The following is a 15,284-nucleotide window of genomic DNA, read 5'->3' as shown; positions in this document are numbered from 1 at the left end:
CCCACCGATCGGTGGGAGCGGCCCTCCAGGCTGTGCCGTGGTCGCGGCGCGGCCCCGCGGTTCTGCCGCGGGCCCTAGTCCTCCAGGTCGATCTGGCGGCTGATGTCCGCGTCGATCTCGCCCGAGATCGACGACAGGATCTCCTCGGGCACGGCGGAGTCGACGGTGAGCGCGATCAGCGCCTTGCCGCCCTCCTGGTCCCGGATGACCTGCATCCCCGCGATGTTGACGTCCGCGTCGCCCAGCAGGGCGCCGACCTTGCCGACGACGCCGGGGCGGTCCTCGTAGGCCAGGAACACCATGTGCTCGGCCAGGCCGATCTCCATGGTGTAGTTGTTGATCTCGACCAGCTTCTCGATCTGGCGCGGGCCGGTCAGGGTCCCGGACACCGACACCCGGGTGCCGTCGGCGAGGACGCCGCGCACCGAGATCAGGTTGCGCCAGTCGCTGCTGTCGTCGCTGGTGACGAGGTTGACCTCGACACCGCGCTCCTTCGCGAGCAGGGGGGCGTTGACGAACGTCACCGTGTCCTCGACCACGTCGGCGAACACGCCCTTGAGGGCGGCCAGCTCCAGGACCTTCACGTCGTGGGCGGCGATCTCGCCGCGCACCTCGACGTCGATGCGGCTGGCGATGGTGCCCGCGAGGGAGGTGAAGACCCGGCCGAGCTTCTCGGTGAGGGGCAGGCCCGGCTTGATCTCCTCAGCCACTCCGGTGCCCTGCACGTTCACGGCGTCCGGCACGAACTCGCCCGACAGCGCCAGCTTGACGGAGCGCGCGACCTGCGTGCCGGCCTTCTCCTGCGCCTCCTCGGTGCTCGCGCCCAGGTGGGGGGCGACCACGACGTTCTCGAACTCGAAGAGCGGGCTGTCCGTGCAGGGCTCCTTGGCGAACACGTCGATGCCCGCACCGGCGACACGGCCGTCCTTCAGGGCCCGGTACAGCGCGTCCTCGTCCAGGATGCCGCCGCGCGCGGCGTTGATGACGCGCACCGTCGGCTTGACCTTGCTCAGCGCCTCGTCACCGATGAGGCCCAGGGTGTCCTTGTTCTTGGGCAGGTGGATGGTGATGAAGTCGGAGCGCTCCAGCAGCTCGTCCAGCGTGGTCATCTCCACACCGATCTGCGCCGCGCGGGCGGGCTGCACGAACGGGTCGTACGCGATGACCTTGGTCCCGAAGGCCGACAGGCGCTGCGCCACGAGGGCGCCGATCCGGCCGAGGCCGACGACGCCGACGGTCTTCTCGTACAGCTCGACGCCGGTGTACTTGGACCGCTTCCACTCGCCGTTGATGAGGGCGTTGTGGGCCGGGGCGGTGTTGCGGGCGCTGGCCAGCAGCAGGTTGATGGCCTGCTCCGCGGCGCTGATGATGTTGGAGGTCGGGGCGTTGACCACCAGGACGCCCGCCTTGGTGGCGGCGTCCACGTCCACGTTGTCCAGGCCGACGCCCGCGCGGGCGACCACCTGGAGCCGGGAGGCCGCGGCCAGGGCCTCGGCGTCCACCTTGGTCGCGCTGCGCACGATCAGGGCGTCGACGTCGGCGAGGGCGGGCAGGAGCTCGGACCGGTCGGCGCCGTTGACGTGGCGCACCTCGAAGTCCTCTTCGAGCAGCGCGATTCCGGCGGGCGAGAGTTCTTCCGCTACGAGTACGACGGGTTTGGGCACAACGGTTCCTTTTCGGGTGGTGCGACCCGATCGCGCAGGTGGTTGGCACTGCCCGGATCGGGTGGGACGGCCGATCAAAAGTCTACTGCCCGGGTAGGGAAGCCCGACGGGGGCAGGTGGTGTAGTCCACCTGCCCCCGGTTCACGGGGTCCTCGCCCGGTCCCCTAGGCCTTGAGCCAGCTCATCAGCGGACGCAGTTCGGCGCCCACCTTCTCGATCTTCTCGTTCTGCTCGGCCTCGCGGCGCTTCTTGAAGGTCGGCTGGCCGGCGTCGAACTCGTCCATGAGCTCCTTGGCGTAGGAGCCGTCCTGGATCTCGCCGAGGATCTTGCGCATCTCCTCGCGGGTCTGCTCGGTGATGACGCGCGGGCCGCGGGTGTAGCCGCCGTACTCCGCGTTGTCGGACACCGACCAGTTCATCTTGGAGATGCCGCCCTCGTACATGAGGTCGACGATCAGCTTGAGCTCGTGCAGGCACTCGAAGTAGGCGATCTCCGGCTGGTAGCCCGCCTCGACCAGGGTGGCGAAACCGGCCTTGACCAGCTCCTCGGTACCGCCGCACAGCACGGCCTGCTCACCGAACAGGTCGGTCTCGGTCTCCTCGGTGAACGTCGTCCGGATCACGCCCGCCTTGGTGCCGCCGATGCCCTTGGCCCACGACAGGGCCAGGTCCCAGGCCTGTCCGCTGGCGTCCTTCTCGACCGCGACCAGGCAGGGCACGCCGCGCCCGGCCTCGAACTGGCGGCGGACCAGGTGGCCCGGGCCCTTGGGGGCGACCATGGCCACGTCCACGCCCGCGGGCGGCTTGATGAGGCCGTAGCGGATGCTGAAGCCGTGGCCGAAGAACAGGGCGTTGCCCTCCTCCAGGTTCGGCGCGATCTCCTCGGCGTACAGGTCCCGGTGGATGTGGTCGGGGACCAGGATCATGATGACGTCGGCCTCGCGGGTGGCCTCCGCGGGGGTGACGACGCGCAGGCCCTCCTCCTCGGCCTTGGCGCGGCTCTTGGAGCCCTCGGCGAGGCCGACCCGCACGTCCACGCCCGAGTCGCGCAGCGACAGCGCGTGCGCGTGCCCCTGACTGCCGTAGCCGATCACGGCGACCTTCTTGCTCTGGATGAGCGCGAGGTCCGCGGCGTCGTCGTAGTACATCTGTGCTGCCACTTGGGAATGCTCCTTGTTCTTGCGTACGTGTGGGGTCGGGGTGGGCGGTCGTCCGCGCCCGCCGGTCGGTCGGGAGGGCCCGCGGCTCCGGCGCCCTCCCGGGCGCCCGGCGGCCTCAGGCGCTGCGGTCGACGGTGCGGAGGGAACGGTCGGTGATCGACCGCGGCCCGCGGCCCAGGGCGACCAGCCCTGACTTGACGAGCTCCCTGATGCCGAACGGCTCCAGGTTCCTCACCAGGGCATCGAGTTTCTCCGGGTCGCCGACGGCCTCGATGACGACGACGTCCGGGCTGACGTCCACGATGTGCGCGCGGAACAGCTCGGCCGTCTGAAGCACATGGGTGCGGCTCGACGCGTCGGCCTTGACCTTGACGAGCAGGAGCTCGCGCCGGACCGACGCGGTGGTGTCCATCTCCACGATCTTGACGACGTTGACCAGCTTGTTGAGCTGTTTGGTCACCTGCTCCAAGGGGTGGAGGTCGCAGTTGACCACGATTGTCATCCGGGACAGTCCTGGGTACTCGGTGGTGCTGACACTGAGTGAGTCGATGTTGAAGCCGCGGCGGGAGAAGAGGGAGGAGGCGCGGGCGAGGATACCCGGGGTGTCCTCCACCAGAACGGAAAGCGTGTGACTGCTCATGGTGGTTCGGCCTTCTCCTCTTAGTCCTCGTGTTCCCAGTTCGGCGCCATGTCGCGCGCGTACTGGATGTTGTCGTTGCTGACGCCGGGGCCGACCATCGGCCAGACCATGGCGTCGTGGTTGACCGTGAAGTCCACGACGACGGGTGCGTCGTCGATCGCCATGGCCTTCTCGATGGTGGCGTCGATGTCCTCGGCGCGCTCGCAGCGCAGGCCGACACAACCGTACGCCTCCGCGAGGCGGACGAAGTCGGGGATCCGGACCTTCTCGTCCCGGGGCGAGGTCTGGAGGTCGGTGTTGGAGTAGCGGCCCTCGTAGTAGAGGGTCTGCCACTGGCGGACCATGCCCAGGTTGCCGTTGTTGACCACCGCGACCTTGACGGGGATCCCCTCGATGGCGCAGGTGGCCAGTTCCTGGTTGGTCATCTGGAAGCAGCCGTCGCCGTCCACGGACCAGACGACCCGGTCGGGGTCGCCGACCTTGGCGCCCAGGGCGGCGGGGACGGAGAAGCCCATGGTGCCGAGCCCGCCGGAGTTGACGAAGGACCCGGGGCGCTCGTAGTCGATGAACTGGGCGGCCCACATCTGGTGCTGGCCGACGCCCGCGACGTAGGTGGCCTCCGGGCCGGCGATCTGGCCCAGGCGCTGGATGACGGCCTGCGGGGAGAGGCTGCCGTCGTCGGAGGCCTCGTAACCCTTGGGGTAGGTGGTGCGCATGCGGTTGAGCTGCTGCCACCAGGCCTCGTAGTCGCCCTGCCGGCCCTTCTCCTGGTCGGCGCGGACGGCCACGACCATGTCCGCGAGGACCTCGCGGCAGTCGCCGACGATGGGCACGTCGGCGTGGCGGTTCTTGGAGATCTCGGCCGGGTCGATGTCGGCGTGGACGATCTTGGCGTCGGGGGCGAAGCTGTCGAGCCTGCCGGTGACGCGGTCGTCGAAGCGCGCGCCCAGAGCGACGATGAGGTCGGCCTTCTGGAGGGCCCCGACGGCGCTGACGTCGCCGTGCATCCCGGGCATGCCCACGAACTGCGGGTGGCTGTCGGGGAAGACGCCCCGGGCCATCAGCGTGGTGACGACGGGGGCGCCGGTGATCTCGGCGAGGACGCGCAGCTCGGCCGCGGCGCCGGCGCGCAGGACGCCGCCGCCGACGTACAGGACGGGGCGGCGGGCCTCGGCCATCATGCGGGCCGCCTCGCGGACCTGCTTGCCGTGGGGCTTGGTGACCGGCCGGTAGCCGGGGAGTTCGAGGCGTTCGGGCCAGACGAAGTCGGCGGAGGCCTGGAGCGCGTCCTTGGAGATGTCGACCAGGACCGGCCCGGGGCGTCCGCTGGAGGCGATGTGGAAGGCCTCGGCGATGGTCCGGGGGATGTCGCGGGCGTTCTTGACCAGGAAGTTGTGCTTGGTGATCGGCATCGTGATGCCGCAGATGTCGGCTTCCTGGAAGGCGTCCGTGCCGATCATGGGGGCCGCGACCTGCCCGGTGATGGCGACCATCGGGACCGAGTCCATGTGGGCGTCGGCGAGGGGGGTCACCAGGTTGGTGGCGCCGGGCCCGCTGGTGGCCATGCACACCCCGGGCCGGCCGGTCGCGTAGGCGTAGCCCTCGGCGGCGTGCCCGGCCCCCTGCTCGTGGCGCATGAGGATGTGGCGCACCTCGGCCGAGTCGTAGAGCGGGTCGTAGGCCGGGAGGATGGCACCGCCGGGAATCCCGAAGACAGTGTCAACGCCGACCTGCTCCAGCGACCTGATCAGCGATTGGGCGCCGGTCATCTGCTCGGTCATCTCAAGATCCTTCAGCGAGGTTCCAGAGCGGTGCTGGGGCTCTGGCTTGGTGGGTCTGGTCCCTGCCTGGCAATAAAAAAACCCCCACCGCCCTGTGGCGGTTGAGGGGTGGCGCGCAGCAGAAGAAACTCAGTGGGCTGCGCGCCGACCAAGTACGAGGATCAGGGAGGTGTTCTGCACGTTGACCACATTGGCCGACGGAGGGGCCGCCCGTCAACAAGAACGACATAATGTCTCATTATGTGAGACTCATATGTCAGCATGCGACCGCGCCCCTCACTGAGAAGCCCTTCTGAACTGGACCAACCACCACAAGACCCCCACCGCGTGTAACACAGAACACGTGGCGGGGGTCGTGTGCGACCGGGGGTCGGGGGGCGCGTCCGGGGTCAGAGGTTGACCCCGGCCTCCCCCCCGACGAGGGACTCGACGCCGCTCGCGGGCATCGGACGGGCCACCAGGAAGCCCTGGCCGTGGTCGCAGCCCATGGCCCTCAGCTGCTCCAGCTGCTCGGGGCGCTCGATGCCCTCCGCCACCACCTGCACCCCCAGGTCGCGGCCCAGCTGGATGATCGTGTGGGTGAGCAGGGTGACCGTGTCGTCGCGCCCGAGGTCGGCGATGAAGGACGGGTCGATCTTGATCGCGTCCACGCTGAGCCGCCGCAGGTGCGCCAGCGACGCGTAGCCCATGCCGTAGTCGTCGATGGCCAGCCGCACGCCCAGCTCCCGGAGCTCCGCCAGGCGCTGCACCGCCTCGCCGCCGTCGTCCAGCAGGACCTCCTCGTCCACCTCCAGGGTGAGCACGTCGGAGGACAGCCCCGTCTCGGCGAGGACGCCGGCCACCGTCTCCATGAAGCGGGGCGACAGGACCTGCTTCACGGACAGGTTGACCGACAGGCCGATGTCCCAGTCCGAGAGCCGCCACACCGCGACCTTCTCGCACGCCTCGCGGAGGATCCACTCCCCCAGCGGCACGATCAGCCCCGACTCCTCGGCGGCGCCGAGGAACGCGTCCGGACCGACCGCCTCCCCGTCGCGGTCCCAGCGCACCAGAGCCTCCACCGAGGTCACCTGGGAGGTGCCCAGGTCGACGACCGGCTGGTACTCCAGGAAGAAGTCGCCGTTGGCCAGCGCCTCGCGCAGGCGTATCTGCAGCTCCAGGCGGGAGACCACCATGTCGTGCATGTGGGCGGCGTAGACCTCCACGTGCCCCGCGCCGCGCTCCTTGGCCCTGGTCATGGCCACGTCGGCGTTGCGCAGCAGCTCGCCGCTGTCGGTGGTGGGCTCCGCGAAGGCCACCCCCGTGCTGGCGGTCAGCATGATGTCCCGGTCGGCCACCTGGAAGGGCTCGGAGGCGATCACGCGGCCCAGGCGCTCGGCCAGGTCGACCACCCGCTGGGCCCGGGGCACCCCCTCCACCAGGACCGCGAACTCGTCGCCGCCCCACCGGGCCAGGGTGGCGTTGGAGTCCACCTCGGCGCGCAGCCTGCGGGCCGCCTGGCCCAGCAGGTGGTCCCCGCGCACGTGGCCCGCCGAGTCGTTGACGGACGTGAACCCGTCCAGGTCCAGGAAGATCACCGCGATGTCCTCGGTGGGCTCCTCGCTGATCGCCCTGTGCGCCAGCACGTCGCTGGCCCGCTCCTCCAGGTACGCCCGGTTGGGAAGCCCGGTCACCCCGTCGTGGAACGTCAGGTGCTCCACCTCGTCCTGGAGGGCCACCTGCGCGCTGATGTCGCGGGTGGTCACCAGCAGGCGGTCGGGCTCCCCCGGCTGCTCGTACAGGGAGGCGGTCGACTCGGTGTGCCGCCAGGTCCCGTCGGCGGCCCGCACCCGCAGCCGCAGGTGCACGCCCTGCGAGCCGCGCTCGGTGAACAGGTCCGTGACGGCCTTCGTGCGCGCGAGGTCCTCGGGGTGGATCAGCGCGGTGACGGGCGCGGCGAGCACGTCGTCCAGGCGGTAGCCGAACGCCTCGGCCGTCCCCGGGCTGACGTAGAACACGCCCCCGTCCCGGTCGAGGATGAGGATGACGTCCCCGCTGTTGCGCGCCAGCTCGTGGAAGTGGCCCTCGCGGTTGCGGACCATGCGGGCGAGGGTCGCGTTCTCCTCCAGCATGCCCAGGACCCGCACCAGGAGCACGATCACGGCGGTCCCCGCCGCCAGCGGGAGCACCGGGGCCACCCCGGACAGCCGGACCCCGGCCACCGTGAGCACCACGGCGGCGACGGCCACCGCCCCCACCGCCGCCAGCTCGGGCGCGAACCGGTACAGGCCCCTCCCCGTGATCCGGCGGGGATCGGCGCCCGGCCGGTGCTCGATCAGCCACGGCAGGGCGCCCAGGAGGGCGAAGCCCAGGAACTTGATCGGGTGCTCGACGCCCCCGGCGATGGGGACCCCGGTCAGGCGGGTGAGCGCGCCGATCATGTCCGAACCGGCGATGACGATGAGCGCCCCGATGGCCAGCAGCACCGCGCGCCGCGTGCTGTGCGGCGACATGAACACCAGCGGGACGAGCAGGCACAGGACGACGATGTCGGCGACCGGGTAGACCAGGGCGAACCCCAGGAACCCGGCGCCCTCCCCGAGCTCCTCGTAGAGGGGGGAGAACAGCAGCAGCCACACCACGGAGAACACCGCGGCGGCGCACACGTAGCTGTCGGTGATGTGGCGCATCGCGGTGCGCAGTCCGCCCGGCCAGGGGGCGAACCGGGTGAACCCCACCACGAAGAGTGGCAGCGCGGCGAGCGCGAAAAGATCACCCAGAGTGAGCGAGAGCACCGAACTGGAACTGAAGAGCCGGGTCAGACCGTGAGTGACGCCACCCGCGCACCAGGCGAGCGCGGCGAACCCGAGGTGCCGCAGCGCGGCCGGGCCGTCGGCCCCGTCGACGTGCGCGTCGCGGTCGGCCCCGGTCGCCGCCCAGCGCCGCGAGGCCAGGAGCAGGGAGAGTCCGGCGACGCCCGCGGCCAGCGCCGTCGGCCACTCGGCGAACGCCGCGGTGACGGTGGTCGACCCCAGCGGGACGAACGCCGCCGCCACGTAGACCAGGAACAGCACGCCCAGGCCGAAGGTCCACAGACGGCGTGCCCGGGTTCCCATCACCGACCTCCCCGCGGGCGTGTCGCGACCGTCGCGGCACGCAGCCGCCGTCGCGCTCTCTCCTCGTACATGGAGCACCCACCTCGCGTCGTTCGAGTACCGGCGCGGCACAGCGCCAGGTACCGCGGTCTGCCGCCCGGGTTCTCGCGGGACCGGGACGAGCCCGGCGGCGGGGCGGCCGGAGCGACCGCGCACGCCCCCGTGCGTCGCAACCCTACGCAACCAAGGTCACACAGCGATTGAGGACCGGATGAGAGATGACGACAGAATGGTGACCCGGAGTCACCATGGCGCGCGGGCCTCGCGCCGCGCGCGCGACGCGCCGTGGGCCCCCCTCCCGGCCCGCCGCGCCCCGGCGGCGCCGGGACCCGCCGCACGGCGGGCGGACCGGCTCCGGGAGGGACCGGGCCGGTCGTCGCCCGACCGGCCCGGAAGGGGGTCATGCCCCGGCGAGCCTCTCCAGGATGAGCTCCCGGGCGCGTCCGGCGTCGGCCTGGCCCCGGGTCGCCTTCATGACGGCGCCCACCAGGGCGCCGGCCGCGGCGAGCTTGCCGCCGCGCACCTTGTCGGCGGCGTCCGGGTTGGCGGCGATGGCCTCGTCCACGGCGGCGCCCAGCGCGCCGTCGTCGCTGACGACCTGGAGGCCGCGCGCCTCGACGACCTCGTCGGGCCCGCCCTCACCGGCCAGCACGCCCTCCACGACCTGGCGGGCGAGCTTGTTGGTCAGCGTGCCCTCGGAGACCAGGGAGATGATCCGCGCGACCTGGGCGGGCGTGATGGGCAGGGCGCCCAGCTCGACCTCCTGCTCGGTGGCGCGGCGGGACAGCTCGTTGAGCCACAGCTTGCGCGCCTCGGCGGACGGGGCACCGGCGACCACGGTCGCCTCGACCAGCTCGATCGCACCGGCGTTGACCAGGTCCCGCAGCTCGGTGTCGCTGAGGTCCCACTCGGCCTTGACCCTGGCGCGCTGGGCGGCGGGCAGCTCCGGCAGCGTGGCGCGGAGCTCCTCGATCCACTCCTCGGTCGGGGCCACCGGGACGAGGTCGGGGTCCGGGAAGTACCGGTAGTCCTGCGCCTCCTCCTTGGAGCGGCCGGAGATGCTGCGGCCGGTGTTCTCCTGGAAGTGGCGGGTCTCCTGCACGACCCTGTGCCCGGCGTCGAGGACGCCCGCCTGGCGCTCGATCTCGGAGCGCACGGCGCGCTCGACGGAGCGCAGCGAGTTGACGTTCTTGGTCTCGCTCCGGGTGCCCCACTCGGCGGTGCCGACCGGCTGGATGGACACGTTGACGTCGCAGCGCATGGAGCCCTCCTCCATGCGCACGTCGGAGATGCCCAGGGAGCGGACCAGGTCGCGCAGCTCGGCGGCGTAGGCGCGCGCCACCAGGGGCGCGAGTTCGCCGGTGCCGGTGATGGGCCGGGTGACGATCTCCAGCAGCGGGATGCCCGCGCGGTTGTAGTCGACGATCGAGTAGGTGGCGCCGTGGATGCGGCCGGTCGCCCCGCCCACGTGGGAGGTCTTGCCGGTGTCCTCCTCCATGTGGACGCGCTCGATCTCCACGCGGAACTCGCGCGGGCCGTCGGGGGTGTCGACGGTGACGTCGAGGTGGCCGTCCACGCAGATCGGCTCGTCGTACTGCGAGATCTGGTAGTTCTTCGGCATGTCCGGATAGAAGTAGTTCTTCCGGGCGAACCGGCCCCAGGGCGCGATGGAGCAGTTCAGCGCCAGACCCAGGCGGATCGCGCCCTCGACGGCCTTCTCGTTGACCACCGGGAGGGAACCCGGGAACGCGAGGCAGACAGGGCAGACCTGGGTGTTCGGCTCCGCGCCGAAGCCGGTGGGGCAGGAGCAGAACATCTTGGAGGCGGTGCCCAACTCGATGTGGGTCTCCAGACCGAGGACGGGCTCGTACCTGGTCAGCGCCTGCTCGTAGGCCACCGGGGTGGGTTCGCCACCGCTCTTGGCAGGGCTAGGAGTTACCGCGTGGGCCATCGCCGCAAACCCGTTTCCGTAGAGGACATACCTTCCAGGTCAGCCTACCGAGCGCCCGGGGGTGGAGTGCCCGGCCCCGCGCCGCAGGCGCGCCCGGGGCGCCGTCCGCCCCCGCGGATGTCACGGCGAGTACACGATTGGGCCGCTGTCCAGGCGTCGACCGATCACCCAGGGTGCTTGAGCGACTAGTCTGTGTTCCCCAGGAAGATGATTTCGCCGGTCGGCCCCGAGGGCCCTCCGCCCTTCGCACGGGAGCGCAAGAGCATGTCCGGCATCCTGCGTCGGTGCGCCGCGCTGCTGGCCTCGGCCGCCCTGACAGGCGCTCTGGTCAGCGCACCCGCCGCCGACGCCGACGACTTCTCACGTGTGGACCGCGACCCCGTCGAGGGGGCGGCACTCGTCCTCGCCGACGGCCAGGAGGTCGACACGGCGCTCTTCAGCCTGCGCGTGGCCGACGAGGCCTCGGTCCGCGCCTACGCGGCCCGGGTGGAGGAGGAGGTCCGGCCGCGCACCGCCTACGTCGAGTCGGCGTGGTCGGACAACCCCGGGTGGACGGGGACGGGGTCCGACCCGTCCCCCGCGCCCGCCGACCGCGCGAACTGGATCGTCTCCCACTCCTACCCGGCGGTCGACCTCGGTCTCCTGGCGCAGGTGACCGGCCTGGTCCAGCTGGACGAGGCCGGGGCCATCGCGGCCACCCAGGCCGCCCTGTGGCACGTGCTGGAGGGGGCGGAGCCGGACCGCTCCGCGAACGACCTCGGGGTCGTCGCCCTCTACGAGTTCCTGGTGGCGGGCAGCGGGGCGGCGGCCGACCACACGACCGCGCGCTCACTGGAGCTCTCGCCCTCCCACGTGGAGGAGGTCGCGCCCGACGAACCCCTCGGCCCGCTCACGGTGCACAGTTCCGCGGCGGACCCCGTGCAGGTCTCGGTCCGCGGCGCTCCGGCGGCGTGGCTGGTGGACGGGGCCGGCGACCAGGTGACCCAGGCGGACGACGGCGCCGAGCTCTTCCTCGACGTGGACCCGTCGGTCCCGGCCGGGGTGGTGACCCTGCACCTGCTCGGCCAGGACGTGTCCCTGCCGGAGGGGCGTCTGTTCACCGGCCGGGACGGCGTGCGCACGCAGCCGCTGATCACCGCCGAGGAGGTCTCGGCGACGAGCTCGGCCTCCGCGACGTTCACCTGGCACCCGGAGCAGACGGCGGAGCCGAGCCCCGAGGAGACCCCGGAGCCCGCGCCCTCGCAGGAGCCCCCGGCCCTCGGCGAAGCCCCCGACGAGGCTCCCACCGGGGTCGAGACCCCCCCGGGAGCGGATGACCGAATCCCCGGGGAGGGCTTGGCGCGCACCGGCACCTGGCTGTCCGGGCTGCTCATCATCGCGGGCGCCCTGGTGGTATCCGGCCTGCTCATCCTGGTTCTGGGCCGCAAACGTCGCGGTTGATCCCACAACTCACGCCTGTCTCACGGTCCCCGATCCATAACTTCGGGTCATAATGCGGATTTGTCCGGGTCGGTTTTTTTCCTGCCCGTATCACGTCACATTTTCGTCGAACCGGGTTGGAAGTGGCCAAGCGGGTCGCTAGTATCGGCCGGGCGGTTGGCATTCCACGGCGAGCGCGGCCCGCTCCCGCGTCACAGCGAGCCCCACCGGACGATCGCGCCCACCCCGCACGGCGCCGCGTCCCCGACCCCGACGTGGTGACCCCGGAAACGGGCGAGCGAACACGGCGAATCCAGAACATCCCCTGAACGCGTCGTGCGCCGTTGTCCACCGCAACCGTCCCACCGGCCCGTTCGGCCTCTTGGACGGGCACTCCATCCGGTTACCCCTAGAAGACACCGGGACACAACTTGACTAACTCCTCATTCCCCCGCACCGTCGGGCGCGCGGGCCTGGCGGCCACCGCCTCGGCGTTCCTGGCCCTCGGCCTCGCGGCCCCCGCCTCCGCCGAGCCCGTGGAGACCTACGAAGGTTCCGTCCGCGGCCAGTACATCGGCAACGCCGAGAACGGCACCCGGGTCAACATGGACGGCGGCGGTGCGCGCACCAGCCTGTTCAACCTGGAGCTGGAGGACGGCACCCTCCTCACCACGTACTGCATCGACTACCACACCAACATCGTCGGCGATGCCTGGTACCGCGAGGACAAGTGGGAGAACTACCCCGGTCAGGGTGACTTCGCCGAGCCCGGCAAGGTCCACTGGATCCTCCAGTACGGCTACCCCGCGCTGAGCGCGGCGGAGCTGGGCGCCGAGGCCGAGTTCGAGGGCCTCAGCGACGCCGACGCCCTGGGCGGCACCCAGGCCGCCATCTGGCACTTCAGCAACGGCATGACCCTCGACGGCGACAACAGCGAGGGCGTCACAGCCGTCTACGAGTACCTGGTCGGCGCGGCCGAGGACCTGCCGCAGACCGTCGAGCCCGACGCCGCCCTGAGCATCACCCCGGGCACCGCCTCCGGCACCGCGGGCGGGACCGTCGGCGAGTTCACCATCGAGACCAACGCCTCCGCCATCCCGGTCGACCTGCAGGCGCCCGAGGGCGTGACCCTGGTCGACATCGAGACCGGCGAGGCCGTCGACACGGTCGACAACGGCGACACGGTCGGCTTCTCCGTCCCCGAGGGCACCGCCCCGGGCGAGGCCTCCTTCTCCCTGGAGGCCACCGCGACCGTCGCGACCGGCCGCCTGTTCAAGGGCGAGGCGGACGAGCCCACCCAGACCCTGATCACCGCCCAGGGCGGCCAGACCACGGTCACCGCCTCCGCGTCGGCCACCTGGGAGGAGGGCGGCGAGACCACGCCCCCCACCGACGAGCCCAGCGAGCCGACCGAGGAGCCCAGCGAGCCGGAGTCCCCGGCCCCGACGCCGAGCCCCAGCGAGACGCCCAGCGAGACGCCTTCGGCCCCCGCTGACGACAGCAACGAGCCGACCCTGCCGGTCACCGGTGGCGCGCTCGCCGGCCTGGTCGCCGCGGGCATCGCCGCGCTCGGCGCCGGCGGTGGAGCGATCTACCTGAGCCGCAAGCGCAAGGCCGCCAACGCCGCGGACCTGGAGGGCTAGCCCCCTTCGGCCGCCTCCGGGCGGTGGCGTCCGAGGGCCCGTCCCCGTGGGAGACCACGCGGGCGGGCCCTTCGCGTGTGCGGGGTGGGAAGGCGGGGGGACGGTCCGGGGCGGGACGCCGGGCGCGGGTGGGGCGGTGTGGGACCGGCGGGTGGATCCGGCGGGGGTCGGGCGGGACGGGGCCGCGCGGGCGGTGCGGGAGCGGGGCAGGGTGGGGGCGGGCAGCGCTAAGCGGGCGGGCCCCGGGGACCCCCCTGTTTCCACGCTATGGCCGAGCTCACGCTCCCGCCAGATCTGTTTCCCGGGTGTGGACAACCGGAGAGGGCGCTCCGACGTCTTCATTGTCGGACCCCTGCGGCCACACCTGTCCCGGCGTGCGGATGCCGCCGCGCCAGGTCGGCGCCGCCGGGACCGCACCACGAACACCGGTCTGACACACACCTCTTCTGCCGGGCCCCGGGAGCTCCGGGCGCCCCACGGCCCCGGCCCTGCCGGCCCTCCGTCCCGGGTCAGGGTCCTCCCTCCGCTCCCACGAGTCCGGACGTTCCGGCCGACAGCACCGCCGCGCACCCCGCCGCTCCCCCGGGCCGCCCGGCAGAACCACGACAGGACATGATGTGACGCACTTCCCCCGCGCCGCCGGCCGCACGGCCCTGGCCGCCTCCGCCGCCGCGTTCCTCGCCTTCGGCCTGGCCGCCCCGGCCGCCGCCGACCCCGCCGAGACCTACGAGGGCTCCGTCCGCGCCCAGTACGTCGACAACGCCCAGACGGGCGAGACCATCACCGTGAACGGTAGGAGCGTCGGCACGAACCTCTTCAATCTCGAGCTCGAGAACGGCACGGTGCTCACCACGTACTGCATCGACCTCGAGACGGACATCCGCGGAGGCGCCTGGTACAAGGAGGACGCCTGGGCGAACTACCCGGGTGAGGGCGACTTCGCCGAGCCCGGCAAGGTGCACTGGCTCCTCCAGAACTCCTACCCCGCCGTGAGCGCCGCCGCCCTGGCCGAGGCCGCGGAGGCGAACTCCCGCACCACCGAGGCCCAGGCCCTCGCCGCGACCCAGGCCGCGATCTGGCACTTCACCAACGGCGCCGAGCTCACCCGCGCCCACGGCAACACGACCGCGATCTACCGCCACCTCCTCGAGGCGGCGGAGGACCTCCCCCAGGAGCCGGGCCCCGCCCTGAGCGTCACCCCCGAGACCGCCTCCGGCACCGCGGGCGAGACCGTCGGCGAGTTCACCATCGCCACGAACGCCACCGGCGTCCCCGTGACCCTGGCCGCGCCGGACGGTGTCGAGCTGGTCGACCTGGCGACCGGTGAGTCCGTCGACACGGTCGACGACGGCGACACGGTCGGCTTCTCCGTCCCCGCCGGCGCCGACGCCGGCGAGGCCTCCTTCTCCCTGGAGGCCACCGCCCGCGTCGAGACCGGCCGCCTGTTCAAGGGCGAGGAGGCGGACCAGCCCACCCAGACCCTGATCACCGCCGAGGGCGACGAGACCACCGTGTCCGCCTCCGCCTCCGCCAGCTGGGAGGGCGGCGGTGAGACCGCGCCTCCCACCGAGGAGCCGTCGGAGGGGCCCACCGAGCAGCCGTCCGGGGAGCCCACCCCGCCGGAGTCCCCGGCCCCGAGCCCCAGCGTCGAGCCCAGCGACACGCCCTCGGCCCCCGTCGACGACAGTGACCGGCCGAGCCTGCCGGTCACCGGCGGGGCCCTGGCCGGACTGGTCGCGGCGGGCATCGCCGCGCTCGGCGCCGGCGGTGGAGCGGTCTACCTGAGCCGCAAGCGCAAGGCGGCGGCCGGCTCCGAGGACCTGGACGCCTAGTCCTCCTCCGGCCGCCTCCGGGCGGCCGTGGCCGAGGGCCCGCCCCCGTGGGAGACCACG

8 protein-coding genes and 1 pseudogene are annotated in these 15,284 nt (G+C 72.1%); 3 read left to right on the top strand and 6 right to left on the bottom strand.

The window, feature by feature from the left end:
• Window positions 1–74 precede the first annotated feature (74 nt).
• The 6 genes and pseudogenes from serA to gatB form a co-directional block, all read right to left on the bottom strand.
• Window positions 75–1,664, bottom strand: a complete 1,590-nt coding sequence (serA, locus tag ACWGL3_RS24865) for a phosphoglycerate dehydrogenase (RefSeq protein ID WP_267946495.1) — start codon at window positions 1,662–1,664, stop codon at window positions 75–77.
• 164 nt (window positions 1,665–1,828) lie between these two features.
• A complete protein-coding gene (gene ilvC / locus ACWGL3_RS24860; RefSeq protein WP_267946496.1) occupies window positions 1,829–2,824 on the bottom strand; it encodes a ketol-acid reductoisomerase in 996 nt (331 codons plus the stop codon).
• A 115-nt stretch (window positions 2,825–2,939) separates the two neighbouring features.
• Window positions 2,940–3,464: an acetolactate synthase small subunit gene (gene ilvN, locus ACWGL3_RS24855; RefSeq protein ID WP_267946497.1), complete on the bottom strand. Its 525-nt coding sequence runs from the start codon at window positions 3,462–3,464 to the stop codon at window positions 2,940–2,942.
• Between the two features lie 20 nt (window positions 3,465–3,484).
• Window positions 3,485–5,266, bottom strand: a pseudogene (locus tag ACWGL3_RS24850) (acetolactate synthase large subunit); the annotation flags it as partial.
• Window positions 5,267–5,634: 368 nt separating this feature from the next.
• The gene (locus tag ACWGL3_RS24845; protein WP_452461845.1) at window positions 5,635–8,340 is read right to left on the bottom strand and encodes a putative bifunctional diguanylate cyclase/phosphodiesterase; all 2,706 of its coding nucleotides are present in this window, start codon (window positions 8,338–8,340) and stop codon (window positions 5,635–5,637) included.
• Between the two features lie 439 nt (window positions 8,341–8,779).
• Window positions 8,780–10,276 carry an Asp-tRNA(Asn)/Glu-tRNA(Gln) amidotransferase subunit GatB gene (gene gatB, locus ACWGL3_RS24840; protein WP_267946499.1) on the bottom strand — a complete coding sequence of 499 codons (1,497 nt, stop codon included), beginning with the start codon at window positions 10,274–10,276 and terminating at the stop codon, window positions 8,780–8,782.
• A 318-nt stretch (window positions 10,277–10,594) separates the two neighbouring features.
• Between gatB and ACWGL3_RS24835 the strand changes: the two genes are divergently transcribed.
• The 3 genes from ACWGL3_RS24835 (at window position 10,595) to ACWGL3_RS24825 (ending at window position 15,224) form a co-directional block, all read left to right on the top strand.
• Window positions 10,595–11,770, top strand: coding sequence for a Cys-Gln thioester bond-forming surface protein (locus ACWGL3_RS24835; RefSeq protein ID WP_267946500.1), 1,176 nt, complete (start codon window positions 10,595–10,597; stop codon window positions 11,768–11,770).
• 410 nt (window positions 11,771–12,180) lie between these two features.
• Window positions 12,181–13,392, top strand: a complete 1,212-nt coding sequence (locus ACWGL3_RS24830) for a thioester domain-containing protein (RefSeq protein WP_452461844.1) — start codon at window positions 12,181–12,183, stop codon at window positions 13,390–13,392.
• A 617-nt stretch (window positions 13,393–14,009) separates the two neighbouring features.
• Window positions 14,010–15,224 (top strand): thioester domain-containing protein, encoded by a 1,215-nt coding sequence (locus ACWGL3_RS24825; RefSeq protein WP_267946502.1) that lies wholly within the window; start codon window positions 14,010–14,012, stop codon window positions 15,222–15,224.
• Window positions 15,225–15,284 lie beyond the last annotated feature (60 nt).

Source organism: Nocardiopsis sp. NPDC055824 (assembly GCF_053616335.1).
This window is presented reverse-complemented; position numbering and strand designations above follow the sequence as displayed.

Coding starts and splice junctions, on each gene's coding strand:
- ilvN (WP_267946497.1), bottom strand. CDS start 3,464: ATGAGCAGTCACACGCTTTCCGTTCTGGTGGAGGACACCCCGGGTATC.
- ACWGL3_RS24845 (WP_452461845.1), bottom strand. CDS start 8,340: ATGGGAACCCGGGCACGCCGTCTGTGGACCTTCGGCCTGGGCGTGCTG.
- ACWGL3_RS24835 (WP_267946500.1), top strand. CDS start 10,595: ATGTCCGGCATCCTGCGTCGGTGCGCCGCGCTGCTGGCCTCGGCCGCC.